Annotated in this window: 23 protein-coding genes; 14 read left to right on the top strand and 9 right to left on the bottom strand. The window is 44.3% G+C overall.

Annotated features, from left to right (window positions below; translation table 11 throughout):
• Positions 1-349: 349 nt before the first annotated feature.
• Positions 350-730, top strand: a complete 381-nt coding sequence (locus tag LZG74_RS02030) for a lysozyme inhibitor LprI family protein (protein ID WP_233794983.1) — start codon at positions 350-352, stop codon at positions 728-730.
• A 27-nt stretch (positions 731-757) separates the two neighbouring features.
• Here the strand turns inward: LZG74_RS02030 and LZG74_RS02025 are convergent, their stop codons facing one another.
• Positions 758-1,573, bottom strand: coding sequence for a hypothetical protein (locus tag LZG74_RS02025; protein WP_233794982.1), 816 nt, complete (start codon positions 1,571-1,573; stop codon positions 758-760).
• A gap of 430 nt (positions 1,574-2,003) precedes the next feature.
• Between LZG74_RS02025 and LZG74_RS02020 the strand changes: the two genes are divergently transcribed.
• Positions 2,004-2,435: a plasmid mobilization protein gene (locus LZG74_RS02020; RefSeq protein ID WP_233794981.1), complete on the top strand. Its 432-nt coding sequence runs from the start codon at positions 2,004-2,006 to the stop codon at positions 2,433-2,435.
• Positions 2,423-3,688, top strand: coding sequence for a relaxase/mobilization nuclease domain-containing protein (locus LZG74_RS02015; RefSeq protein WP_233794980.1), 1,266 nt, complete (start codon positions 2,423-2,425; stop codon positions 3,686-3,688). The genes LZG74_RS02020 and LZG74_RS02015 overlap by 13 nt, the downstream gene beginning before the upstream one ends.
• Before the next feature lie 339 nt (positions 3,689-4,027).
• On the opposite strand, the gene LZG74_RS02010 is transcribed toward LZG74_RS02015, so the two are convergent.
• Entirely contained in the window at positions 4,028-4,423 is a 396-nt protein-coding gene (locus LZG74_RS02010) for a hypothetical protein (RefSeq protein WP_233794979.1), read from the bottom strand.
• 573 nt (positions 4,424-4,996) lie between these two features.
• Between LZG74_RS02010 and LZG74_RS02005 the strand changes: the two genes are divergently transcribed.
• Together LZG74_RS02005 and LZG74_RS02000 are read left to right on the top strand one after the other, a co-directional pair.
• Positions 4,997-5,992, top strand: a complete 996-nt coding sequence (locus tag LZG74_RS02005) for an AAA family ATPase (RefSeq protein ID WP_233794978.1) — start codon at positions 4,997-4,999, stop codon at positions 5,990-5,992.
• A 3-nt stretch (positions 5,993-5,995) separates the two neighbouring features.
• Positions 5,996-8,614, top strand: coding sequence for a S8 family peptidase (locus LZG74_RS02000; RefSeq protein WP_233794977.1), 2,619 nt, complete (start codon positions 5,996-5,998; stop codon positions 8,612-8,614).
• A gap of 153 nt (positions 8,615-8,767) precedes the next feature.
• Here the strand turns inward: LZG74_RS02000 and LZG74_RS01995 are convergent, their stop codons facing one another.
• A complete protein-coding gene (locus LZG74_RS01995; RefSeq protein WP_233794976.1) occupies positions 8,768-11,911 on the bottom strand; it encodes a DUF3427 domain-containing protein in 3,144 nt (1,047 codons plus the stop codon).
• 94 nt (positions 11,912-12,005) lie between these two features.
• On the opposite strand from LZG74_RS01995, the gene LZG74_RS01990 reads away from it, so the two are divergent.
• From LZG74_RS01990 to LZG74_RS01975, 4 genes are all read left to right on the top strand, one after another.
• On the top strand, positions 12,006-12,905 hold the full coding sequence (locus LZG74_RS01990) for an alpha/beta fold hydrolase (protein WP_233794975.1): 900 nt from the start codon (positions 12,006-12,008) through the stop codon (positions 12,903-12,905).
• 79 nt (positions 12,906-12,984) lie between these two features.
• Positions 12,985-13,437 (top strand): DUF6922 domain-containing protein, encoded by a 453-nt coding sequence (locus LZG74_RS01985; protein WP_233794974.1) that lies wholly within the window; start codon positions 12,985-12,987, stop codon positions 13,435-13,437.
• Between the two features lie 148 nt (positions 13,438-13,585).
• Positions 13,586-14,128 carry a PH domain-containing protein gene (locus LZG74_RS01980; RefSeq protein WP_233794973.1) on the top strand — a complete coding sequence of 181 codons (543 nt, stop codon included), beginning with the start codon at positions 13,586-13,588 and terminating at the stop codon, positions 14,126-14,128.
• A 420-nt stretch (positions 14,129-14,548) separates the two neighbouring features.
• Positions 14,549-15,091 (top strand): antibiotic biosynthesis monooxygenase, encoded by a 543-nt coding sequence (locus LZG74_RS01975; protein WP_233794972.1) that lies wholly within the window; start codon positions 14,549-14,551, stop codon positions 15,089-15,091.
• A gap of 148 nt (positions 15,092-15,239) precedes the next feature.
• On the opposite strand, the gene LZG74_RS01970 is transcribed toward LZG74_RS01975, so the two are convergent.
• Positions 15,240-16,877: an ABC-F family ATP-binding cassette domain-containing protein gene (locus LZG74_RS01970; RefSeq protein ID WP_026629256.1), complete on the bottom strand. Its 1,638-nt coding sequence runs from the start codon at positions 16,875-16,877 to the stop codon at positions 15,240-15,242.
• A 142-nt stretch (positions 16,878-17,019) separates the two neighbouring features.
• Here LZG74_RS01970 and LZG74_RS01965 point away from each other — a divergent pair, with 142 nt between their 5' ends.
• The 5 genes from LZG74_RS01965 (at position 17,020) to LZG74_RS01945 (ending at position 21,890) form a co-directional block, all read left to right on the top strand.
• The gene (locus LZG74_RS01965; RefSeq protein WP_233794971.1) at positions 17,020-17,268 is read left to right on the top strand and encodes a hypothetical protein; all 249 of its coding nucleotides are present in this window, start codon (positions 17,020-17,022) and stop codon (positions 17,266-17,268) included.
• Between the two features lie 162 nt (positions 17,269-17,430).
• Positions 17,431-18,189, top strand: coding sequence for a LytTR family DNA-binding domain-containing protein (locus LZG74_RS01960; RefSeq protein ID WP_233794970.1), 759 nt, complete (start codon positions 17,431-17,433; stop codon positions 18,187-18,189).
• Positions 18,190-18,192: 3 nt separating this feature from the next.
• Positions 18,193-19,344, top strand: a complete 1,152-nt coding sequence (locus tag LZG74_RS01955; RefSeq protein WP_233794969.1) for a sensor histidine kinase — start codon at positions 18,193-18,195, stop codon at positions 19,342-19,344.
• Positions 19,345-19,496: 152 nt separating this feature from the next.
• Positions 19,497-20,810 carry a carboxypeptidase regulatory-like domain-containing protein gene (locus LZG74_RS01950; RefSeq protein ID WP_233794968.1) on the top strand — a complete coding sequence of 438 codons (1,314 nt, stop codon included), beginning with the start codon at positions 19,497-19,499 and terminating at the stop codon, positions 20,808-20,810.
• A 15-nt stretch (positions 20,811-20,825) separates the two neighbouring features.
• A complete protein-coding gene (locus tag LZG74_RS01945; protein WP_233794967.1) occupies positions 20,826-21,890 on the top strand; it encodes an outer membrane beta-barrel family protein in 1,065 nt (354 codons plus the stop codon).
• Positions 21,891-21,930: 40 nt separating this feature from the next.
• Here LZG74_RS01945 and LZG74_RS01940 read toward each other — a convergent pair whose 3' ends face one another.
• The 5 genes from LZG74_RS01940 to LZG74_RS01920 form a co-directional block, all read right to left on the bottom strand.
• The gene (locus tag LZG74_RS01940) at positions 21,931-22,218 is read right to left on the bottom strand and encodes a hypothetical protein (RefSeq protein ID WP_233794966.1); all 288 of its coding nucleotides are present in this window, start codon (positions 22,216-22,218) and stop codon (positions 21,931-21,933) included.
• 604 nt (positions 22,219-22,822) lie between these two features.
• Positions 22,823-23,341 (bottom strand): GNAT family N-acetyltransferase, encoded by a 519-nt coding sequence (locus LZG74_RS01935; RefSeq protein ID WP_233794965.1) that lies wholly within the window; start codon positions 23,339-23,341, stop codon positions 22,823-22,825.
• A 16-nt stretch (positions 23,342-23,357) separates the two neighbouring features.
• Entirely contained in the window at positions 23,358-23,669 is a 312-nt protein-coding gene (locus LZG74_RS01930) for a multidrug efflux SMR transporter (protein ID WP_233794964.1), read from the bottom strand.
• Between the two features lie 138 nt (positions 23,670-23,807).
• Positions 23,808-25,148 carry a PQQ-binding-like beta-propeller repeat protein gene (locus tag LZG74_RS01925; protein WP_233794963.1) on the bottom strand — a complete coding sequence of 447 codons (1,341 nt, stop codon included), beginning with the start codon at positions 25,146-25,148 and terminating at the stop codon, positions 23,808-23,810.
• Between the two features lie 115 nt (positions 25,149-25,263).
• Positions 25,264-26,805, bottom strand: a complete 1,542-nt coding sequence (locus LZG74_RS01920; RefSeq protein WP_409014451.1) for a hypothetical protein — start codon at positions 26,803-26,805, stop codon at positions 25,264-25,266.
• Positions 26,806-26,897: the final 92 nt, after the last annotated feature.

Below are 26,897 nucleotides of genomic sequence, written 5' to 3'. Positions count from 1 at the left end.
AAATGGTAAAATTGTCTGGCCATGTGCTATGGGAAAGCGTTTTACCAAACTTATAGAAAACATTCTCGGTGGGTTACTTTCAGAACTGTTAAAGTAATTTAAATGCCTGTTTGAACAAACTCGGGTATTTTCAAGAATTCTCGAACAAACGCAGACATTTTCGACCATTCGCGAGTAAACCCGACCCATTTTCGAACAGACTAATATAGACCTTTAAACGACCATTGATCCAAATGAGACATTCTCCATCGGCCTTGGTTAACACAGCCGGAATGCCAGCGATCGAGGGCTATTGGTGAAAATTTCCCACTTTTACAGCATTATACCCAAACACCAGACTGACATTCAAATGAAGAAATACCTGTTAGCTTCCATCATTTTTCTAGCATCGCTAAATATCTCATTCGGGCAAGTAAACGAAAACGCTTATGAAAAAGCAGAGAAAGAGATCAATTCGGTTTATCAAAAAATCTTACAGGAATATGCCACGGATAAGGAATTCATAAAAAACCTTAGAGCGTCTCAACGCCTGTGGATTCAGTTTCGCGATGCTGAGGTAAAAGCCAAATACCCTGACAGGGAACCTCGCTATTATGGTAGCGTTCATTCTATGTGTCTGGCAATTTTGAAGACTGAGCTTACCAATGAAAGAATTAAGACATTGAGAGTTTGGCTGGTAGGCATAGAGGAAGGCGATGTATGCGCCAGCTCAGTCAAGCGAAAAAACTGATGGTATCAGACTTTTCTTAGATGTCAGTTATCGCTCCAACTCATACACCTTGTCTGTCGGCTTTAAATCAGCATAAGTCTGCAAACGCCAGGTTATGAACGATAAAAGGTCCTTAGCAACTCTGGGCGTAAAAGTGGATTTCAGATATTTTCGTTTTCCATTAAAGTAAAAGATGAGTGTAATTTCCGGAGAATCCTTAACCTCAATATCTCCGAATCTCAGAGTTCTTATACTGCTGTTTTGCAGTATAGTAATACACTGTGTATAAGTACTATCATCCAGTACTGCCATGTATTGACCGGTTGCCAGGTCTTTGTTATGGCCGTAGAAACCATTGTCGATTTCCAGGTAAAGATTTTTGTGATTATCAAGCTGCAATGAAACAGTTGAGCTGAACCAGGCCTGTGTAGCGTGATAAACCAATTTTTCAAAGACGAATGTCGTATCAATAACTTGTTCCTTTCTTCTGAGTTTCAACAAAGGTCGGTTCTGGAAATAGGCTTTCGACAATTCAGATACAGGCTTTACAATTAGGCTTGATTTATCATAGCTGACCACTTTTAGGTCGTACCGATCTACATATTCGATTTTAAATTGCGTCCGTGAGCTTGTATAAATATGTTGAAAGCTCAGCGTGTCCCCTAGCATGAATAGGTGAAAATAATCTTCTTGCATTAACTTATTAGCTAGTACATTACTTGAATCCCGGCCGAGGTTTCGAATTTCAATCAGGTCTTGCTCAGGTGTAATCCAAGAGCCCTTCAGCAAGGCAGGCTGTGCAAGCATATAATGTCCCAGAAGAAATGTCAAAGCCATGATAATGGCAGCAGTTCTTTTTCTCATAGCCGTCAAATTCAATTCAAATATATAAGAAAATTATATACTTAGCCGAATGTTGGAGATGTGTTTCCATATATTCAGTTCTTACTTGGACAAAACCGACGGGAGCATCACCTTTCGAACAAACTCAAACATTTTCAACAATTCTCGAACAAACACAAACATTCTCGACTTTTTTCGACCAAACACGAATATCTGCGTCCAGATTATCATTAGCCTAAAACAATTCCTGATCCTAAGGCAAATTTACACAGGATAGGTAAATCCCATTTCAATAAAGTAGATTCACAAATCGGCTCAGCACCTGGTTCAAAGACTATGAAATCCAAATGAGCCGCCTGCTTTGTGCGTCTGGCCAGATGTACGATTGTAATACAATCGCCGGTTGCTGCGCACCCGATCTGGCCTTCCCCTCCAAAGTCGGTCCAGGTTTGTGAAGGAGTTTTTAATGTTTGAAAGTGTAGATAGGATCGTGATGAAAGAAGAAAAATCGAACAAGACAAAGCTTGTAATCTTCCGGTTAACCCCCAAAGAGTACGCCACATTGGAAGCCAAACGCGGCCGTACCACATGCCGGAAATTAAGTGAATTTTTAAGGCTCTTGATCTTCAACCGACCAGTAACCGTGATCGAAAGGAACGGTTCGCAAGATCAGATGATTGGCGAATTGTCGGAGCTTCGGGAAGAACTTAACCGGCTTGGTAACAACTTCAACCAGGCGACCAGACGCCTCAATGCAGTTAACCAAATCTCAGAATTCAGAAACTGGATCGCCAGCTACGAAGCTGAAAAGACATTCCTGTTTTCAATCCTGGACAAGATCAAATCGCAAACCGATAAACTGGCAGACCGATGGTTGCAGTGATCCACACCAGCAGCCGGCTTCGGGCTGTGCTTCAATACAATGAGAACAAGCTGGAACAGGGTCATGCGGAATGCATTTCGGCTATCAACTATCCCAAGGATGCGGATGCCCTGAGTTTTGATCAAAAGCTGAACCGGATTCAGCGGCAGCTGGCTTTGAACAAAAGGACGAAGGTCAATACGGTTCACGTGTCTCTGAACTTTGATCCGTCGGAAAAGCTGAGCAAAGAACAGCTTGCGGAGATTTCGAAAGCCTATCTAAAAGGTATTGGATTTGAGAAACAACCCGCCTTGGTGTATGAACATCGGGATGCCGGTCACCCACACGTGCATATCGTGACGACCAACATCAAAGCTGATGGCAGCCGGATCTCGCTGCACAACCTGGGCAAAAATCAATCGGAGAAAACCAGGAAGGAGATTGAGATAGATTTTGGATTGGTGAAGGCACAAGATCGAAAAGCGCAGGAGTTTAATTTGAAGCCGGTTAGCATCAAAGCAGAGTATGGAAAGTCAGAAACCAAGAAGGCCATTGCCAATGTGCTCGACAAAGTTCTGAACGAATACAAGTTCACTACGATGGGAGAATTGAATGCGGTGCTCAACCAATATAATGTTGCGGCAGACATTGGCTCAGAGGGTTCGAGGATCAGAAAGAACAATGGCATCTTATACCGCGTGCTGGATAAAGATGGCAACCGGGTTGGGGTGCCCATCAAAGCAAGCGACTTTCATTTTAAACCAACACATAGAAATCTGAAAGTGCGTTTTCTGTACAATGAGATGAATCCGAACCGTACGAAGGATTCGTTACGGATTAGGAATAGTATAGATTTTACTTTGTATGGCAAACAAAACGTGTCATTGCCCAGGCTTATCAATATTCTTGAAAAAGACGGGATCGATACGGTAATCCGAAAAAATGAAGAAGGCCAGTTGTACGGGATCACATACTGTGATCATCGTACGAGATCCGTCTTCAACGGAAGTGCATTGGGCAAGCAGTATAGCGCGAAGGGAATTGCCGAGCGATGCATCGAGGACCCTTTTTATCTTCATCAGCAAAAGTCTCAAAGGATAGGGATGGAGATTGGGCAGGCGGGTAATGCTTACCATGCCGGAAATGGTAGTTCGTTGGAGAATGATAAGTCTCTTGATTCTTTATTGTCTCCTGTTAAGGATGGGGAGAACATGCCGCATCAGTTGAAGAAGCCGAAACGGAAGAAGCAGAAAGGGTTTTCGATGGGGTTTTGACTTATTCAAGAATTGCACTTGCACCTCAGCGCAACGAAAGGTACAAAGCAAAAAGTGACGACTGCAAATCCATGAGGCTATTTACCGCGGCTGTCGCCGCTCCTTAAACCGCCTCATGGATTTGCAGCCAAAGGGGTGAACCCCGTCACTTTTCGCTTTGTGTAAGAATGGGCGATTGTGCTGAGGTGAAAAATAATAGTATGAAATCAAACGACAATTCAAAGTAACAAAGGCACTGCTTTTCTATTCCCAGAGCTTTGCGTCGGGCGACGGGTTGCTCGGCAGATATTTTTCTGAGCTACAACAAAAAAGGACTGTCGCCAACAGTCCTCCCAACCTCTAAGCTTTCGCCCCCATTTGTTCGAGCCCTTCCCAAAGTACTTTCAGATCGAAAAGAGCTGACTTTTCTTTCTGATCAAACGGGATATCCGAGTGATAAAGAGCCAGATCGTGGATCATTTTTAACGATTGGGATAATTCCCGACAGCCCTGGCAATCGACGATATACAGAAAATCTGCCTGCCGTTGCGTCAGCGGAGCGCCGACATCTAATGCGTGACGTGCATCATTCGTTGCGTTGACTGAACTTGCATTCGAGTCGACACCTAGACCATTTGATGTTTGCATTGAAAATGGATTTGGGTGAAATGAAAAGGAGAGGTCACCGCAAACATCAACGAAAGAACATCTCGTCCAGGTCTCGGGACTTACACCCGTGTGCCTCTCCAAGGCCATTTTGGCCTGGATTTGTTTAAAAATTTCATAGATGTTCTTAAAATGTTTGCGGGGCAAATATAGGGGAATATTCTGAACTGGAACAGGTACTTTGGCAAGTGCTGTCAAAGCCCCAATTCGGCCAGCGGGCTAGTTGCGTAGCAGCCTAAATTTCTAGAATTGGGAAATTGGGAAACTATTATAGACTCAAAATCTAGCCGCGTTGGAAGTTGCCAAGAACTCTCAGAGGATCACTACGCCGCAATGCCACTGGTACGCTGACTAGCTCTTGGCAATCAGAAAACCATACTGATTTAAAGGCGATTACACAGCCGCGTAGGACTTTTTAATGCTCACTTCAGTTGCAAGGCGGAGTATTTACCCGATTTGCTTAACAATACGCCTTGAAGATGAAGCCGTCAATTGTTTTATTAACTTATTCATACAGTTATAATTGCAGCAATTATAAGTAAAGAATAATCTCGAAGTCCTTAGATGAATAATACACCAGGGTTTACGTTGGGAATACAAACAGATCTTTTCGATAGCTCGTCATAGATTGTCAGTACATTTGTATAAAAAATTATTTTCTCTATGCACCAAGACCTGCTTGTACGACTCTTCCGATCAATTGATGGAGAGCGCTCTGACGATATCGTCAAAGTCGCTCAGTCTATCATTGAAGATGAGCGAAAAAAAGGACACGAAAAACTTGCTGATCGTCTAAACATCATCCTAACTAAGAATATCAAAACCAGTCAATCATTGAAAGGGGAATTGCGAAATATCTTCGGCAATTCCATTTTGATTCCAACAGATAAACGGAGCAATATTCCTCTTGCGACAGAAGTCAAAAGAGATATGTTGCGACATGAAATGATTTTATCAGAAGAGGTTGAAGAAAAAATCGGACGAATAGAAAAGGAATTCTTGGCCCGCGAGAGATTAGCTCATTTCGGCTTGCAGCCACGGAGACGTATTTTGTTTCATGGCTATCCAGGTTGCGGCAAGAGCATGAGTGCCGAGCGAATAGCATGGAATATAGGATTGCCATTTCTTAAGGTAAAATTTGAGGCAGTGGTTTCATCTTACCTTGGTGAATCGGCAAGTAATTTGTCTAAGCTCTTTGAATCGATAAAAACGTACCCTTGCGTGCTGCTATTGGATGAGTTCGATTTCATCGCTAAATCAAGGGATGGCAAGCAAGATGTAGGTGAAATGCATCGAGTAGTCAATATTTTGCTGAACGTCCTGGAAGATTTTAACGGCCCAGGATTGATTATCGCCACGACAAATCTTGAAGGAGCCATTGATAAAGCCATTTTTAGAAGATTCGACGATATCATCGAACTTCCAAAACCAGAAAGCGCGCAAATCTTGCGCATCTTAAAGTCGACTTTGGAATCAATGAAAACTGACAAAGACGTAAATTGGATTAGGGTAGCAGAACGGTTGAAAGGTTTTTCATCTGCATTGATTGTTAAGGTAGCAATGGATGCAGCTAAATTAAGTGTTATTCAAGGCGATGGGGTAATCAAAAACACCTATTTTGAGCAATCTATCGCTGAAAACGAAAAGTATAACAAGTAATCAATGGCCGAGTTTCCCCACCTAAACCTTAAACAAAAACTACAAGGTCGTTACCAATTTGCTGGAAGACGGATTGAAAAAAAGACCGATCCACAAACCGAAGCAAATCTAAAGAATCGTGAGGCTCATGGCAATCAACTTAGAGAAGCCGCTCAGTTATTGGCTCGCGATCACGCTACTTTCCTCAGGGAACGGGAAGAACAGCGCCTGCCAGATTTATTCGATGATGATATTCTGCCTATTTTTTTGCAGGTAGATCCCAAAGATTTTGACATTGAGGCTCTTAAAGGATTTGGAATAGAAATTGTTTCCGAAGAGGAAGACGGATTTATCATCGGAGCTAACACGGACAGTTTTCGTTCTCTGACCCTTAAAATTGACTCGTTTTTAAGAGAGGAAGGTCGTTCCAAAGATCAAGCAGGAAGGCTATGGCAGATTATTCATGGAACTCAGTGGCGAGTTGACTATATTTTATCAGAAGAACTTAGAGCAAAATACAATTTAGGTATCTCTGACACTGATCAGTTTACGGTCGATATTTCTGTCGCTTGTTATCTAAAAATGCCAGAGCGCCCAGTACGTGTGGAGGCGGAAACGGACGATGAATATGCCGCAGCACTAGCGCGACATACTGAGAAACACCGCCAATTGGTAGGGAAAAAAAAGTTTCGAGAAAGGAAGGAGGAGGAAAGTGATGAGCAATTTGAGGAACGTCTAGACCGGTGGAGGAAAAATTATTCGAACTTGGAAGACGCGCGAGACGCCATCGCAAGTGAAAGGCAGAATTACTTGACAAACTTTGTGATAAATATCTATGGCGGAGAACTGCTTAGCAGCTTTATAGACTTGGAGGATAGTTTCGGTTTCAAAGCGAAGATGTCTGGACGGGCTTTGAAAGACTTAATTCGTGGTTACGCCTATGTGTTCGAAATTAGTGAAAGCGAACAGGTTGAAATAGAACAATCTTCTAGTGAACTAGCCAATCTGAATGATATTGAGATTCTAGAACCAAGTGAAGATTCCCCTACATTTTGTGTTATTGACAGTGGAATGCAAGAACAGCACATTTTACTGTCAGCGGCTATTAAAACGGCTTCTTCAAAAAATTACGTCCCATATGAAGACACAACTGCCGATTCGGTTCCCAATGGGGGACACGGTACAAAAGTAGCCGGAGCTATATTATACGGGAACAACATACCAATTAGTGGGGTATATCAGCCACCTTGTTTTTTGCTTAATGCACGAATACTAGACTCTTCGAATTATTTGCCTACGGAGCTCTATCCTCCGCAACTTATGGAGCAAATACTATCCGACTTTGATGAGGTAAGATTATTTAACATGTCAGTGGCATCTAGGGGACCATGCAGACTAACACATATGTCGACTTGGGCAGCTGTTATCGATCAATTAATTCATGAACGCCAAGTTTTGTTTGTTTTAGCTGCGGGTAATATCATGAGCCGTACGGGACGTAATGATCGACCCGGAATATCCGAACATTTACAGGCGGGACGTGCTTATCCCGACTTTTTATTGACCCCATCCTCACGAATCGCCAATCCTGCCCAAAGTTTATTGGCATTAACTGTCGGCTCAGTCAGTATAGCTGAGTTTAATGATGCTGATAGAATTTCGTTTGGCAAACGCGATTATGCGTCGGCATTCTCACGCAGTGGACCAGGTATGTGGGGCTGTGTAAAACCAGACGTTGTGGAATATGGGGGTGATTTTTTAAGGGAAAAGAATGGCTTTTTAATAACTCAACATAACGATATCTCAGCGCAAGTTGTCCATACTGGGGCAAACCGGCAAGGGTTTGATGTTGGAACATCCTTCGCAGCTCCCAAGGTGGCACATATTGTTGCTCAATTGGCGAAAAAATTTCCTAATGACAGTACCTTGCTCTATAAGGCTTTAATAATACAGTCGGCACGTTTGCCAGAACATGTGTTTCACAATCCAGGAACGGAGGCGTTACGACATCTTGGCTATGGTATTCCAGATCCACAAAGGGCCTTAGAGAACAACCCTTACCGTGTGACGTTTGTTGCGGAGGGTTCGGTTGCAGCACAGCAGGCAAACTTGTATTCGGTGACTATTCCGGCGGAAATCAATCGTGCTGGTACCGACTTTGACATTCTAGTAGAAGTTACCCTTACATTCACCGCCGCCCCACGTCGGACAAGAAAAAAAATCAAATCTTACCTCAGTTCATGGTTGAGCTGGGAATCTTCCAAATTAAGCGAAAATTTCGAGGACTTTTCCGCCAGAATTTTAAGAGATTTGAATAGTCCCGAAGAAGAAATTGTCGACAATAGATCTATTAGATGGACAATCTGGTCGTCGCCAACTTGGGGACGAGTAGCCGAATTTAAACGACAGGATAGCGCCACACAGAAGGATTGGGTAGTTTTAAAATCGAATGCCCTCCCTCGTGAACTATCATTTGCGATCGTAGGCCATAAAGGATGGTCCAAGGATATAACAGAGGAACTACCATTCGCTTTGGCAATAAGTTTTGAGGCCATTAGTAGAGAAACTGAGATTTACAACCTAATTGAAGTGAACAATCGCATCGAGATAGAAGAAGAGGTAGCTGTACAGATCGTTAAATAGTGAATAATCCAATTTATTATAAGCCTTACTTTTGCAGCGAAAGTCATTTCATTTCAAAATCCACACATTGCTTTTTGCAAACAGAAGTTGCTTCTCAGGGAGACACTCTGCACTAGCCAGCGTGATAACCGCACTGGTTAAGGTGAAATAACCTCACCCAACCGCCATCTTCGCCATTTCCTTCCAGATATAATGCGGAGCTGACTCGCGCAATGCCCAATTGATACTCATCGGCTTCGCTCCATAATGGTCGATATAATCAGCCAGGCCAAGGAAGACATAGGCAATCGTATTATTGAATTCATCATTGTTCTTCTCCCGCACAAAAAGAAGTATCGATTTTTCCGTTTGCTTTTGCTTTACATATGACAGCCCCTTGCCAGTTTCGGGCCGGGCGGTGTTCTGAGATTGCCAGTGAAATATCTTTTCACTGACTGCGTAATCGTTGTACAATGTGGTCGGAGAATAATTTGCTTCTGTCTTTTCAAGCGTTATGAGCAGCAGCTCGGCATTTTTCGCTTCCAGGTTTACGACCCCTTCGCGGTTGCTGGATTTCCTTTCAAATGTGCTTTCTCCGAAAGCGGCCAAGATCTGTTCTCTCGAATATCGGCTATGTACTTTGAGTGGTTGAACGAAAGGTAAATCAGCGTCCGTTTCGATGTGTGCAATTCTATCGATAACAAGTTCGAGCAGCTCGACCATTTCATTCACTAGCTGTTCATTCCTTCCAATTTTTGCAATACTTGCCGATAGGTCTTCTGCTCCGCCCGGGCTTTGCCAAAAGTCGTAGTGAAGCATGGTCAGCATTAATTTTTCATGATCGGGCAACGCATTTACATCTACCTGAAACTTCTGCTTCGCCATCCTTAGAATGAATGACAAATAGCTGAATGAATTACAGCAGAGCCATTTTTTCAGGATCGTGCGCTTCGTCTCTTCCTCATTGATTGGCAATAGATCGTCCAACCGATTCGCCAACTGACAGAGTTTGCTCCAAGTCGCTCGCTTGTAAATCGCTTGCAGCGGAATGTTATGGAAAGTGACAAAGTTTTTAAGCGATAAAGGCAATGTGGTTTGATGCCGGAAATTGGCGATTTTGGTGACTAGCTGATTTGTATTGAGCTGGGTTGCTGATCGAATATTTCTTAGGATGATTTCCTTTGCCTTCCTTTCCAAAACAATGGAGCATCCCAATGGCAAATGTGGAAAATCGCGTTCGAGCTCTTCCAACGTGGAAGTACTGGTTTTCCCTATGAGCGCCCGGAACTTACCTTCAAAATCGTATTCCGGCCGGGCATTGCCAACAAAGTCAAGAACAGTCAGGCACTCCTTACCTTCTGACAGTCGCAAACCCCTACCAAGTTGTTGAAGAAACACAGTCAAACTTTCGGTAGGTCGTAAAAACAGCACAGTATCAATTTCCGGGATATCGACACCTTCATTGAAAATATCAACCACAAAGAGGTAGTTGATATCCTTTCGCAACAATTTAGATTTAATGGTGGATCTCAATTCGTCACGGTCGCCTCCGCTGATAAGGTAATCCGCTTTTAGCCCAGCCAATGAAAACTTTTCCGCCATGTAAATGGCGTGTTCCCGCGTTACACAAAAACCCAATGTCCTGACATCCTCATAGTCTGTGAGATAGTTTCTGCAATGATTAATTATTTCTCCCACCCGAAGATCATTGTGCGTGTAAATTCTCGTCAGCTCGCTTGGAAGATAGCGTCCATTCTGCCAGGTTGCATTGGATAAATCTGTAGTGTCGCTAATACCAAAATATTGAAATGGACAAAGCAGTTTCCTGTTCATCGCCTCAGGCAATCTGATTTCGGCTGCAATTGTATCACAAAAATCCGCTAGAATATCAGCCCCGTCAGTACGCTCGGGAGTCGCGGTTAAGCCAAGAAGCACCTTCGGCTTAAATTTGTTTAGAATTGGGCGGTAGCTATTTGCAGCAATGTGGTGCACTTCATCGACGATAATGAAGTCATAATAGCTCTCCGAAAGCGGTAGCTCCTCCATGCGATTTGCAAGAGTCATCACGGACGCAAACACAACATCGTAATTGTCTGGCTCGATGCCGTCAACCCAAAGATCACCAAAGTTGTTGTCACGTAGAATGCCCGCAAAGGTTGCCCTTGCCTGCATCAGTATCTCCTTTCTGTGTGCGACGAAAAGCAGTCTCGCGTGAGGCTGAATTTTTAGAAAGTTTTTGAAATCAAATGCAGAGACTACCGTTTTGCCTGTACCGGTCGCAGCGACAATCAAGTTTCTATACCTATTATGAATTTGCCTCTCCGCTAAAAGCTTTTCTAAAATTTCCTCCTGGAACGGTAAAGGCTTTATATCAAAAAAAGAAGTCCCTTCGACCTGGCCTTTGTTCTTCTCTCTTCCGAGGGCCACTTTTAGTTTCTCCGAATGTTCCCCCAATCGAAAATATTCGAATTCTCCGTCTTGCCAATACGTTTCGAAAGTCTTCGCAAATTTGTCTATGATGTGACTAACTTCCTGAGTAGTCACTTTCAGGTTCCATTCCAATCCGCTGGTTAGCGCGCTTCTTGAAATATTGGATGAGCCAATGTAGCCTGTATTGAAGCCAGTATTTCGGAAGAACAGATAAGATTTAGCGTGCAGCCGCTCGTTTTCCGTATTGTATGAGACCTTCACTTCACAGTTAGGCAGTCCGGCTAAAAACTCTACCGCTTTCAGATCAGTCGCACCCATGTAAGAAGTCGTGATAATTTTAAGGGAATTACCTCGACGCGTGAATTCTTCCAGTTCTTTCTGAAAAATTCTAATGCCAGACCATTTGATGAAGGAGACCAGGAAGTATATCTTATCAGAAGACAGGATTTCCTTTTTCAACTCACTTTCCAGCGAAAGCCCGGCATTAGACCCTGTGAATAACTCGCTTTGTCCTAGGCCCGTAAATGGGGATATTTCCTTGATATGTTTTTCAAAATCGGAGAAAGGTGCATCCATTTTCGCGAATACAGCATTCAGGATTTTCCCATTTATCGAAACCAAATCGTCATCGAAATCTGTGTGATCCAACTCGGTTCGAAGTACCCTGATGATTTTGTTTGACAATTCGATTTGATGTTCAATACTATCATCTCCCGAGATCAAACTTAGACCGTAGTTCAGAAGGCGACTTACATGGTGACTAAGCACGCGAGCGACTTCGCTCTTTTCGACGGGTGTTTCCTTTACAAAGAATTGTTGTTTATCGAGGGAGCTTATCTTTGAAGCGATCAGTTTGGTAATCAAATTCTCGTAAAGGCCTTGCTGCATGGGGCGGGTTTAGTAATGGTATTTAGATAAAGTTGTAGAAAGGAATTTGTTACCCAAATATTAGTTATGTTAGTCATTCTTCAATACTCACTGTATGTCGATAAAAATCCTAACCATTCTAACTCTACTGGTACCCACGCTCTCCGCTTTCTCTCAGGAAAAAATGGTAAGTGTAAACGGCGTTAATTATCACGTTCTTACGACAAGCTTAGAGCAAAGAAAGCCAAGTCAGCCAGTTTTGGTTTTTGAAAATGGCATGGGTATGGGGCTTGGAAATTGGAATACCATAACGGATTCGCTTGCTAATGATGCTCCTGTTTTTCTTTATGACAGGCAAGGCGTGGAGAAATCAGAAATGGTTTACCAGCAGCCTACTCCTCAGAAGATAGCAGCGAACCTCAAATTACTTTTGAAGGAATTAAAAATTGAACCGCCGTATATATTAGTCGGTCATTCTATGGGTGGTATATATGTGAGGGCTTTCGCAGGATATTATCCCAATGATATTGCGGGGCTCGTGTTTGTTGATCCAGCAGATTTTACAGAAACAAAAGCCGATTGGAATCAGATATTCAGAACGATCGGCGTTTCTGAAAAGCAAATTGACGAAATGCTTATAAAGCGACTATACACTCCTTTGAAAGTAGATTCGTCGCGCTACGCTGCATGGAGCGAGGGACAGGTTCTGACGGATCTCCGAAAAACCGACTTCGCTGAGCTTAGCAGCTTACCCATTCCTCAGGTGCCCATCTTGTTTTTTGTCGGCGGAAAGCTGGAAGTTCCAATGGAACGCCGAAGTAAGGATTATGATCATGAGCGATTCTTTGAAGTAAAAAATAGCTCCAATATGCTAAGATGGAGGCGCTTTATTCACGCTTCCAGTAAGGGTGGCGCACTGATCTATTTAAGCAACAGCGGGCATTTTGTGCATCGGGACGACGCGGCAATAGTGATTGGGAATATCAGAATGATGTTAAAAGCAATGGAAAAATAATCCGAAAGACTTTAATGACGAAGTAATCCGAAGACTTAGATTAAAGAAAAGTGTAAGCAAAAATGTTTATATTTGAAATATGGAAAAGCAGTTTGAAAAATATAAAGGCATACATCCTGGAATCATTCTTGATCGTGAGCTAAAAAAGCGATCACTCAAACAGCGCCCTTTTGCCCTATCTATTGCTGAACATCCACAAAGCTTCAACGCTATTGTTAAGGGAAAACGGAACCTCAGTACTGCGCTGGCGCTTAGAATTGAAAAGGGGTTAGATCTTGACGAAGGCACATTTGTAATGCTCCAAGCCTACTATGACATCAAGAAGGAGAAGGAGAAACAAGCTAACAAGACTCCTGATTTGACGATATTGAGAAAGTCACTGTTCTGGGATACTGACATCAGCCGCATTGATTGGGAAAAGCAAGCAAAGGCTGTTATCGAGAGAGTCTTTGAACGCGGGAATGAGGATGAGAAAGCGGAAATTGCAAGGTTTTATGGACAAACAAAGATTGAGCATATAGTATCAATGTAGACTAGATACTTTTCAGCATACTCACATCCAGATAAGAATAGCAGCTAATTACCTCTAAAACCATCATTTTATACCGATTTTTCTCCATAACGATAGTAATAGGTATCATGACAACCGTCTAATTAACACATATTTACGACTAGTACACATGACTAATTCCGAAGAGCTAAATAGTTTTCTAACGAATTATGGTTTTCAGCCAAAAGAAACTTGGGATGAAATTCGTGAACTACCATCACTTATTCATACGGGAGAAGTCTATTTGGCCATAATTGAAGGCCAGCTTGTCAAGATTCATAATCGCCCGCGAAGTGGCATAGGAATCTTGGTTTTGACTGATAGGCGAACGGTTTTTTATAGGAAGAGCATAATGGGCACTGTCACTATGGAGGAAATACCTCTTTCTAAAATCTCTTCGACTTCATATCGGAAAGGACTAGTATTCAGTTCTATTTGCATAACTGCATCAAATAACGAAGCAATCATCGACTATTGTCAACCTGCCTTAGCGAAAACCTTTACTGATATCTTGCAACGAAAATTAAATGAGCCGAGTTTACCACAAATTACGACACAAACAAAAGAATTTGGTCAGCTTGATGAAATTGAAAAGCTTTTTAGCTTAAAGGAACGAGGCGCACTAACTGATGAGGAGTTTGCACATCTAAAAAGAAAACTTCTGGGCATTTAATTACTATAATAGCGCTTAAAGAGTTTTTAAAATTTTCGTATTTTTACCACAGAAAAATCGCACTTACCACCGCCAAAAACACAGGCATTTTCCAACCTTTGAACACCAAAAACCACCCGAAAACTTACTCAAAAACCAGCGAAAATCACCACAAAACACCGCAATTTTCGCCAAAAGAATTATACATAACAAATATACTGTTGTACTATATGTATAAAAAATAGTGAGTCTTTCGTGTAGTTCATCTCAAATACAGGAGGCAAAACCTTGATTACGAGCTGATTAACGGCAAAGTTCGAGACCCGTCTCCCTCCAAGTTGTTGGCAGCCTTTCTTTCCAGGACATTTCTTAAGCCTTTCTAGAAAACCTGCATTTATTATATTTACGTTCAATCCTTCCCAAAATGCAGATAACATTCCCATGCCCATTCATGTAGCTATTACCCGTAAAGTACTTCCTGGAAAAGAGGATGAGTTTAAAGAGGCTTTGCGGCATTTTTTGGGGGATTCTTTTTTGCATGGAGGGGTTCATGGTGCGGCAATGATGACGGCTTTGCCAGGCAGCGAGAGTCGGGAAATTGGCATATTAAGAACGTTCGCCAACCAGGCAGAGCGTGACGCTTTTTATAATTCAAAGCTCTTTAAAGACTGGGAAGCCTATGCATCCACGCTGACGGAAGAGCCGGTTTATCGGGAGCTTACCGGCCTCGAAGCCTGGTTCCGTTCACCTGTTCCGCCTCCAAGATGGAAAATGGCAGCGGCAACGCTTTGCGGTGTATACCCAACGAGCTTGTTTCTGACTTATGTTCTGGGTCCGTTTATCCAGGAACTTCATCCTGCATTAAAGACATTGATTGTAGCGGGATGTATGGTGGGACTGCTTACCTGGGTTGTAATGCCGCAGGTTACAAAGATTTTGAGACCGTGGCTACAAAGCTCAGACACACAAAGTGCCCAAAAGTAGAAGAAAAGGACTGTCACCAACAGGCCTCCAATCACTGGCATTTAATGCGTGACGGCCATCGACCGCGGAGAACAATAAACACTATTATTCGTAGACGCAAAAATCCTACCTCTCTCACCAGCCGCACGGCCCACCACCGATCGTAATGCTACTTCGCAAGCTGCAAGTCTGCAATGCTCTTAATCCGATTCCGCTCCAAAAAAGCATCAATTGTCTCGAAATGTTCGATAACCCGCTTGTCCTTGAATTCGAAAACTTTTTGAGATAAGCCTTGTAAAAAGTCCCGGTCGTGGGAAACGAGCACCAATGTGCCGTCAAAGTTCCGGAGCGCTTCTTTTAAAACATCCTTTGATTTCAAATCCAGGTGGTTCGTAGGCTCATCGAGGATCAATAAGTTGACAGGCTCCAAAAGCAGCTTCACCATGGCAAGCCGCGTTTTTTCGCCTCCCGATAATACACTTACTTTTTTATCAATGTCCTCTCCCTGAAACATAAACGCACCCAAAATGTTCTTGATCTGCGTTCTTACATCACCTTCTGCAACTTCGTCCACAGTTTGGAAAATAGTCAGACTTGGGTCGAGTAGCGAGGCCTGGTTTTGCGCAAAATAGCCGACTTTGACATTATGCCCCAGCTGGCAGGTTCCTTCCACATCAAGTTGCCCCATGATGGCTTTAATCATGGTCGATTTTCCTTCTCCGTTCCGGCCTACAAACGAGACTTTTTCGCCTCTGGAAATGGTCATGCTCGCATTTTTGAACACCACCTGGTCGCCGTAGGATTTGGAAACGTCTTTCACCGTCACCGGGTAATCGCCCGAGCGGGGCGAAGGCGGGAAACGAAGTTTCAGGGCTGAATTGTCGATTTCGTCAATTTCGATGATTTCCAGTTTCTCCAGCATCCGCTCGCGAGAAGAAACCTGGTTGGTTTTTGAATACGTTCCGCGGAAGCGCTCGATGAATTGCATGTTGTCTGCAATCATTTTCTGCTGTTCCTGATAAGCCTTGATCTGGTGCGAGCGGCGCTCTTCGCGCAGCACCAGATAATGCGAATAATTGGCTTTATAATCAAAAATACGTCCCATTGTCACTTCAATGGTGCGATTGGTAATGTTGTCGATGAAGGCCCGGTCGTGGGAAATCACCATGACTGCATTGGCCTTATTTACCAAAAAATCTTCCAGCCAGATCACCGATTCAATGTCAATGTGGTTGGTAGGCTCATCGAGCAAAATAAGGTCAGGCTTTTGCAAAAGGATTTTGGCCAGCTCTATGCGCATACGCCAGCCGCCGCTGAATTCCTTGGTCTGCCGATGAAAATCTTCGGGCCGGAATCCCAGTCCTTTCAATGCTTTTTCTACTTCGGCGTCGTAATTGACTTCTTCGAGCTGGTAATATTTCTCACCAATTTCAGTCACCTGCTCGATGATGGCCATATATTCATCGCTCTCGTAATCCGTGCGGGTTTCGAGGGCGTGGTTCAGCTTTTCCATTTCGGCGCGCATTTCAAAAACCTGCTTGAATGCTTTGGCCGCTTCCTCGAATACGGTGCAGTTGTCTTCCGTCAGCAAATGTTGCGGCAAATAAGCGATCACCGCATCCTTAGGCGCACGCACGTGGCCGCGATTGGCTTTTTGCTCACCAGCAATGATCTTCATCATGGTGGACTTTCCGGCCCCGTTTTTACCCATGAGGGCAATTTTGTCGGTTGGGTTAATCACGAAGGACACTTCGCTAAAAAGGACAGAACCGCTAAATTCAACGGCCAAATTCTCAACTGTAATCATTGTCTCATTTTTTGAAGCCGCAAAGGTACGAGGATAGCATCATTGACCAATAACATTGAATTAATTGTTCGGACCGAACGTTTTTAAGTTGAGACATTATGGCTGATTCAGCTAATTTAAAAACAGAAAATCAACTCAAAATATGGACGTTCGCACAACATTATCGGTAAATGAAAGCTTTATGGAAATGCTGACCGATATCAAAAACCGCGGGGCAAAAGCAGAAATGATCCTGGACATCAACGGACTGGAACGCGCTCAGGGAGTCATTCAGGAAATTCACGCCGACGATCCAAACCCTTACATTGAACTAACAGACGGGACCAAAATCGTAGAAAAGACAATCGCCGCCCTCAACGGCATTTTCCGGCCGGAATATGCGGGGTGTTAATGGCTTCAAATGTTTGTTCTGCTTCTTAGTAATGATACAACGCACGGCCAAAGCAAGATTAGGCGGCCTTAAAAAATGAACCGCCGCCGTTCAAAGCAGGAGAAGCGTTGTGAATGTGACTTCTAGTATCCATATTCATGACGCGAATTCAAACGCAGGCCAATGAGCGATATTAGCACAAGGAAAATAAAATGTCTGATTATTGATGATGAGGAACCTGCGCATGAGGTGCTCAAATTTCTGATCGCAAAAGTGCCGTGGCTGGCCTTTGAGGGCAGTTGTTATAATGGCATTGAAGCGATCGAGGTTGTCCCGGCCCGAAAGCCCGACATTATATTCCTCGACGTAAATATGCCTGAGCTTTCAGGCCTCGATCTGCTGAACATCATCCAGTCGCCCGAGCTGCACGTGATCATGACCACCGCTTATCCCGAATACGCGGTCGACGGATTTACATTTGACGTGACCGCTTTCCTGCTGAAACCCATCGGATTCGACCGGTTTTTAAAAGCCGTCACCAAAGTGAGAAAGCTCATCACAGGCGGCCAAATCCCTGAGCCAACGTCCGCATTGTCCGAAATGAAACCAGAAAGTCCTGCCAATGACGAATATGTCTGGATCCGGGCTGACCGTAAAATGTATTGTGTTTGGTTTAAAGATATTTTCCTGATCGAGGGCTTAAAGGACTATGTTAAAGTGCATTATACCGGCGGCGTGCTCGTCACATTAATGTCGATGTCGGCGATGATGGAAAAGCTGCCGTTCCCACCATTTGTGCGCACGCACCGCTCCTACATTGTCAACCGGAATGCAATCCGCATGATCGAGGGCAACACCATTACACTGCAAAATGGCAAGGAAGTTGCCATCGCCGTCTCGTCTACCCGCGATGAGATATTCAGACAGCTGACAGCGAAATAGGGCATGGGAAATAGCATCAGGACTGAACATTCGTTTTTCGAATCTCTCATTTTCCCACCAACGCCCGCCGTACGGATCGCTCATCACGTTTGTTTTTGGATAGGCTTCGTTGTGCTGCATTTTGCCTATTCACTCCCTACCCTTTCCAACGTCGTCGCCGATCCGCGCTTCACACTGGTGGGTGTGATTTATTTTTTAAAGTTTATCCCAAACTACTATTTCTGTGTAGCATTATACAACTTTCTTAGCAGGTATTTAAAGGGATTTTTGCTGGGATTGGCCGTTTTTTTCGGCACCATTCTATCTCTGCATATTTGCAACACACTGATTTTCATGTTTGTTGATATGGCTTATGGCCTGGAAACGATGCCGGAACGCTTTCGCATGATCGGGGAATTGCATTTAAAACTGCTTCGGCTCGAAGATCCCCTGACCTGGACCGTACTTGCCTACGATCTTTCAGAACTAGAATTGTTACTGTTCACGGCGTCGGTTAAAGTTGGGCTATATGCAGCCCGGCAAACCATTCTGCGGCAAAAACTGCAAACCGAAGCATTGGGCATGGAGCTGAAAGTTTTGAAGACACAGATCAATCCGCATTTTGTATTTAATGTGCTGAATGCCGCTTATGCCAAGATCCTGCCCATTTCGGAAGAGGCTGCCGAGTATTTACAAAAGTCTTCGGAAATCATTCGTTTCGCTTTGTATGAAGCCAATGAAGAATTTATCAAGCTGGAAAAAGAAATGGCCTATCTGAATCAATATGTGCAGCTGGAATCGATCCGGAATACGCATCGCTGCAAAGTGAGCCTGGTTCAGGAAGGAAGTATCCTGGAATCGCACGAAATCCCGACGCTATTGCTGATTACACTCGTGGAAAACGCATTCAAGCACGGTGTACATGCTTCAAGGCATCCTTCTTTTGTTGATATAAAAATATTTATCCATCCCGATAAGCTGGAATGCAACATTATCAACAGCGTTCCCCAAAGATCTGCCGAAGCGCAACCAGCACCTGAACAACCCACTGGCCTGGGCCTCGCCAACCTGAAAAAACGACTGGAAATCTACTATCCGGATCGTTACCATTTTGAGACGATTGCAAAGGACCATACATTCAAAGTAATTCTCTCAATGCCACTCACAGCCGCCTAGCGGATCGACGAAACGGCTTCTGAAATCGACGAAATACCGGCACCCTATTTCGTCTAGTTTTTAACATACTTGATCTAAGAAGATTTCAAATCCGCTGTATTCCGGATTGATTTGTACAATCTAAAAACCAGTACAATTCAATCCTCAGCTCCATGAAAAAATTCTCCGCTCTGCTGATCTGCATGCTTCTCATAACAAGCATGCTACGCGCGCAATACATTGTAAAAGGAAAGGTTGCTGATAAAAATAACGCGGGAGCAGCTTACGCAACGGTGGCTCTTCTGGCAGCTGCCGATTCAAGCATTGTAAAAGGCGGATTGACCAACGAAAACGGTGATTTTCAAATAGATCACCCTTTGAAAGGTGCGTATAGGATCAGTGTTCAATACGTAGGTTTTGCAAAAGCATTTACCAATCAATTTATATTAAACGACACAAATAAAATCCAGGAATTCCGTCAGATCACATTGGCTGACGAAGCTGCTAACCTGGAAGAAGTTACTGTGAAGGGCCAGCGTAGTTTGGTAGAAAATAAGGGCGACCGGATGGTCCTGAATGTGGCTAACAGCGTCATAGCCAAGGGAAATAAAGTAGAGGATCTTTTGAAATACGCTCCTCTGGTCCAATCCTCGCCGATGGGAATCAAGGTTGGCAACAAAAGCAATGTTCTGATATTGGTAGATGGCCGGCAAACCAGCCAGACTTCCCTCACCAACTTCCTGCAAAGTTTCTCTGCGGAAGACATCCTGAAAATCGAAGTCATTCCAAATCCATCTGCCAAATACGATGCAAGTTTCGGGGCTGTCATTAATATTATTACAAAAAAGAGTCTGGAAAGAGGCTTTAACGGTCGGTTAAGCTTGATTTATTCCAAAGGTGAATACGGGCGTTTTTATCCCGATGCCTCGGTGAATTTCAGATCGGAGAAATGGAATGTCTTCACTTCTGTCAATGGCACGCTGGAAAATATTGGCTCGGAAGACGAATTGATCCGCAAATTTCCCGGCGGATTTATGGACACCAAAGCATTGACCAATTACAAAACCGACGGACTTTCCACATTCAGCGGCATTGACTATACGCCAAACAAAAACAACACCATGGGCATCCGGCTCAATAGCGGCTCACGGAACAGCGACTATACAACCAACATGAACACCGGCTTTAAATCTTACCCAGCAAGGCTGGACTCGCTGCTGGACGTCAGCCGGTTGACTACAGATAAAACCCGGAACTATGACATTAACTTCAACTACACCGGAAAGCTGGACAGTGCAGGCAAAGAGCTAACTTTTAATGTCACGAAAAGTTATTTTGACAAAAAGAACACGCAACACCTCATTTACCAGGAACGAAGCCTCGAAGGCGTTTCTTCCGGCGACCCGACCAGGGCCAGGATCCGCAATCCAAAAGACGAAAATAACCTCATTGCGCAGGCTGATTTAACATTACCCACAAAACGCTGACGTTGGGAATCGGGATTGAAATACATCGTGATCGGAAACAACAATACGCTCACGCAGGAAAACGAAATCGAGGGCCAATACGCGATCGACCCGGATTTTAGCGTTTCCGGCATTTATAAGGAACATTCCTATGCAGCCTATGCGGGTTACAACAATGCATTCAAAAGCGGCTGGACTGTACAATCGGGATTGCGTTACGAAAATACCAGTCAGGAACTCACCAGGTCCGACGTGAGCCGGCAATATGCAGGATTATTTCCAAGTTTAGGCCTGAACAAAAGCTTGAAAAATGGCGATATGGTCAATATTTCGTACGCCCGCAAAATTTCCAGACCATCACTCACTTACCTGATTCCTTATCGCTGGCTTTCAGACCCTTACCTTGTTTCAGTAGGAAATCCCAATCTTCGTCCGTCTTACGAGCATACCATTGATGCCGGGTTTTCCAAAGGCGGACTTTCGCTTTTCATCAATTACACGCGAACAAAGGATTACATTTCGGATGTCATTTACACAGATCCGGAAACCAGGTCATTTGTAAGTATTCCCGAGAATTTGAAGCATGTAAACAGCGCCTACGCAGGCCTTTCGTGGAACCAGGAGCTGTTCAAATGGTGGTATACCAACTGCTCCGTCGTCTTAAATGCCTCCCGGACCAAAACACCGATCGCCAACATTCCCGGCGTAAATTTCAGCGGATTTGGCATGAATTCTTACACCAATAACACATTCACTTTGCCAAAAGGATACAAAATCGAATTGCTCTTCATTTATAATTCGCCTTATCGGTTTGCGATTATGCAAAACAAGCAAGTGTATTTTATGTGGCTCAGTTTCAATAAAGCAGTCCTCAAAAATGGCAATGTAAAAATCTCCATCCAGGATGTATTCCGGACGCAGGCATACCGCTACGTCACCTCGTACGGGCCTGTCTACACGTCCACGCGCTCCTACGCCGACAATCAGCGGATAAGGCTTTCATTCAATTACAATTTCGGAAAAAAGACTGTAAAGCAAGCCAAAAACAGGAGCTTAGGCAACGAAGCCGAAAAAAGCCGGATGGGCGGAGGGGTTATGTGAGGTTTTGGCGGCGCCCCGCCACCGCCACCCGCCAACCTGACTAAACTTTCGCTCCCATTCTTTCGAAGCCTTCCCAAAGTACCTTCACATCGAAAAGCGCCGATTTTTCAGCCGTATCAAACGGAACGTCTGAATGATAAAGCGCCAGGTCATGAACCATTTTAAGCGACCGCGCCAACTCCTCGGAACCCTGACATTCCACGAGATACAAAAAATCGGCTTGTGATTGCGTCAGCGGCGTGCTAACATTTGATACGTTACGTGCATCAACCGTTGTGTTGACTGAATGTTGGTTCGAGCCAACACCTTTTCCATTTGACGCTTGCATAGTTAAAATGGATTTGGTTAAAGAAAGGAGAAGTCACTGCAAACGTCAACAAAGCGAACTTTGGTAGGTCCAGGGACTTTCACCCTTCTGCTTCTCCAGTGCCATTTTTGGCCTACATCTCAATTTTCTGTTCATAATGAGTATTGTTAAACGTTTGCAGGGCAAATATAGGAGAAAGTTTTGATGGGTCGGAGATGAATGAATTAACGGTAAAAATCCCGCAATCAATGCCGTTTGATAAATGCTTTGAGTAAAATAGAGCAGTGGCAAACTTGAAAGACCAAATAAGAAATAAAATACTACAGAGATTAATCAATCCGATAAGTGAATCGCGATCGAAAAACTCGAGAATCACAACCATTTTCCTGACGTCAGGAAAATGGTTAGTATAGGCTCAGAATCCGAGAGACCTGTTCAAGATATCGCACTCACGAGATATGCTTGTTACCTGGTAGCCCAGAATGGTGATACACGGATTTCGGAAATTGCTTTTGCGCATATTTTGCAGTGCAAACACGACGTGCAGAGATCATTGAGCAACGAAGGCTGGACCGTGAAGGAAAGAAGGTTTTGATAGAAACGAAAAAGAATAAGAAATAGACTCTCAAAGCATCTTCCTCATCATAATATCCGTCTGCTCGTCTGCTCCGAATTTGAAGATGTGTTTGTCGAAGGCGGTGAAGCCGTTCTTTTCGTAAAATCGGATGGCTTTTGGGTTTTCTTCCCATACGCCCAGCCAGAGATATGCTTTTTGTTCGAGTTGGGCGGTTTCGAGCGCTTTGTCGTATAATAACTGGCCTACCTTTTTGCCGTGAAATTCACTTTTGACATAAATTCGCTCGATTTCGAGAGAGGTCGGATCTTGCAGCTCGGTCTGTGCTTTTCCCGTATTTAATTTCATGTACCCGACGGGACTATCACCGAGCCAGGCTATGAAAAAGTGTGATTCGGGATTGTCGAGTTCGGCGGCCATTTTAGCATCACTGAAATTTTCGGTCAGATAATGCTTCATATCCGCCTCGGTGTTGGCTGCTGCGAATGTTTCGAAAAATGTTTCCCTGCCAATCTGCTGAACCGTAGTCAAATCGTCAGCGCCAGCCTTAACTATCGTAATTTGATCCATTTCGTTTCTTATTTTTTCATGAAAGTTTCATTAATACCAGCCCTGCCGTGATGAACAATGCAGCGGTGATCCGCATTGCGTTGGCTGGCTCGCCCAGCAGAAAAGTGCCGACGATAAATGCCCCAACAGCGCCTATCCCCGTCCAAACGGTGTAGGCGGTGCTCAATGGCAATGTCCGCATAGCCATGGCCAGCAAGGCGAAACTCGCGATCATTGCGACGAGGGTAATTGAGGTAGGAATAAGCCGGGTGAAACCTTCCGACTGCTTCATGAAGTAAGCCCAGACAACTTCCAGAAGCCCGGCTGCAATCAAATAAATCCAAGACATGACTTTGACCTTTTTAGGCCGGGCCGTCCCGATTCGGTTCCCAATACGGGGGAGGTCGTCCTCCTGCATGGCCGCTGTGCAAAGGCTGAGCGGCGGGACAAAAATACCGTTTTGTCAAAAATTTTACAAACCTTCCCGCTATAACGCTGCCTCAAAACAATATACATTGTAATTCGTGGATGCAAAGATTTTGCCCTTCTTCCCATTTTTTCCAGGGGAACCCGTAACGAAGCCGGCAAACCACGAGTCGTGCCGCCTTTCGAGTTTAATGTCTGGGGAGGGCATATCCCAAAGCAGCTTTCCTGTGTTAACGTCCACAGCAAGCAGCGACTTGGTGTAAATGTAATACACCACGCCATCCTGGTGGTAAAGGTCACTGGTTAATGCGCTTGCCTTCTGGGTCCAGCGCGGTGATCCGGTGTTGGCATCCACACAATAGAGTGTCGCATTGTCTCCGTTGAGCAAAAGTTTGTCTTCGACAAGGATAAAATCATTGAAACCTGTGAACATGTCCGACAGGCTTCGCCTCCATATTTCTTTGCCGGTCATCAGATCAAAACATCCAACCGTCGTCAGCGAGGTTACATACACTTTATCACCATTCACAATGGGCTTCAGACAAGCCGAAGCACCACCATTATCGGGACGGATGGCTATTCTTTCGTAAACCCATTTCTTCGCGCTGAGATTATACAGGCCAAAATAACCACGCGTGTGATTGTACTGATCCTTCGGGCCCGGCTCCGTGAAAGGCACCACCAGATAATCACTACCATTCCGGCTAAACGCTTCCATATTCAGCATTGAGCCCCGGTAATACAGGGAATCTGAGTCGATATAAGCGTATTCATCACGCATAACAGGTTTCACGATTTCTTTAAGCGCACCGGTCCTTACATCGCCTGCAAAAATCGTTGGTTCTATCCGGCGTTTTTTCTGCGATTCCAAGCTCCTGCCAGGCATAAAATACCGCTCTCCTAAAAATGCCGGGTAAGGTCTTAATGATAATTCCGGGTTTCTGGTTTTCCAGATTGTTTTGCCTGTCAGGGTGTTAATACAATAGGTTGTACTGGCGTCATGTAGCAGCATACTTCCGGGATAAAGTCCGATGCTTTGCCGCAGCGTGCCAATGGATTTATTTTCAAATTCGTCCCAGACCCACAAGTTTTCACCCGTTTCCAGGTCTTTCAACTGCAAGAATCGCTCTCCAACCACTTTCTGGGCTGATTCACGAACACCCACAGCTAACACGCCGCGATCTTCTACAATGTATCCCCTATGCAGGCCGGAAGAACGCGGACCATTGGAAGTCGATGATTTCCAAATGTGAGGTTGCTGGGTTATCACACCATCCTTGTCGATTTGGGTTGTGATCTTTTCGGGAGCGCAGGCGACCAGTCCAATGAGAAGAAAAATAGCTAATAACCGGCCCTTCGTGATAGCGGGCACCCGTTTTCTGGCTAATGCGATCCTGTTCATAGCTCCCATGATTGATTGTTCAATGCAAAGGAACGATATGCAGAAAATTAGCTTCTTGTCCCCCGACATAGTTTCACGTTGTCGTACAACAAGATTTTTTCACACTAAAACAATATCATTTGCCGCTCACTGACCCAGCATTCACCTTTACACCCTTAAACATAAACGCATTATCACTGATCCTGAGCTTTTTACCGCTGGAAGTCGTTACATTTTTTAGCACAACCTGTTTGGTTTTGATAAATGGAAATTTTTCCTGGTAGGAATCACTTGTCATCTCCGGATTGAAATTGGCAAAAATGGCTGGCCCTTCGTAAGCTTCGGGGTGTGCGGAATCTTCGATGCGCAGATTCTCAATCGTAATTTTTTCGGGCATGTAACAGATGTAGCCGAAATCGTGCTGCCCTGAATTGGACCCGCCTATCAGGCTGGCACTGACAGGCTTGCCATTTACCGGCACAAAAACGCAGTTCCGGATCACCAACTCACCTTGCCAGGTGCTGCCATAATCCGAACGCAGGTTGACAATGTTTTTGCCACGGATACACGAATTTTCCACCAATAACAGTCCGGTTCCAATAGCATTGATGCCCATGTGACCGAGCGTGGAATTACGGATGGTGGCGTTGGCAACGCCCTGGTGTGCATCGAAGCGGGAGAGCGTGCAATGGTCATAAAGCAGGTTTTTGCAGAAATTAGAGCCTAATATGCCCCAGTATTTACTGTCATTGATGTCATTGGTCTGGCTGCAATTGACAAAAGAGACATTAAGCGCCCGGTTCACCGAAAGATCATAGCTGCCCATAGACACAGGTTTATCAGCTGTTCCAATCGTTCTGTAAGTTTTGTGTCCGGTCAGGATGGTATTTTTTACGGTAACATAGGAGCAGTCGCCAATGCTGATAAAACCATTGTAAGGCGCGCCTTGCTCGCCTTCGCCTTTAATATGATGTTCCAATCCTTCCAATGTCACATTGGAGCGTCGAACGGCAATGTTCCGGCTGTAATAGTTGTATTTGGATTCCGCTTTGTTGGCAATTGTAGTAAAGCGTCCGCCACTGATTTTCAGTGGTTTTTCATCAATCGGGAGCGCGGTAATCTCGGTTATTTTATCAAAATCCCAGATAATAGGTGCGTTCATATCCACGTTGCCATTTTTATCGACAACAAAAATATCCGTCTGCGAAGAGCCATTGTTTTGGTTGAGCCCGTAACGAATGTAGTGCTTCACATTTGCATTCGTAACCGTGATAAGGCAGGGGCCGGGCAGTGTGGCATTGATCTTTTTCTGGTTTCTTTTTAGTGACCTGATCATTTCCAGTTTAAAGGGTTTAAGCGCTGAGCTAACCATAAATACGGAGGCATCACGTTTTTCCGCCTCGGTATCATCAATAATGAAAGCCGCTTTGCCAAAATCAGTTTCCGTCCGGATAATGGCAGTGAGGTGTTTTCCGCCAATGTAGTAAGTCGCGCCATCGTCGGCTTTCACGCGCAAACCGTGCAAATTGGCAAATGCATGCGTCGCGGCAATGGCGTCGATGTCGTCCGTCTTACCATCACCTTTGGCGCCGAAATCACTGTAATGCACCACTCCGGTGGCTTTAAACCTGGCCGCCTCATCCTGCGCCCTGGCCGTCCATGCACCCAGGATGAGCATTAATAATAGTGTGTATTTCATGTTAAAAATCAATGATTGTTATGAATAGGAAAGAAAATTTGAAAGCAACCTTACCCTTGTCCTGCTTCTGA

This window comes from Dyadobacter sp. CY327 (genome assembly GCF_021390415.1).
GTDB classification, from domain to species: domain Bacteria; phylum Bacteroidota; class Bacteroidia; order Cytophagales; family Spirosomataceae; genus Dyadobacter; species Dyadobacter chenhuakuii.
This window is presented reverse-complemented; position numbering and strand designations above follow the sequence as displayed.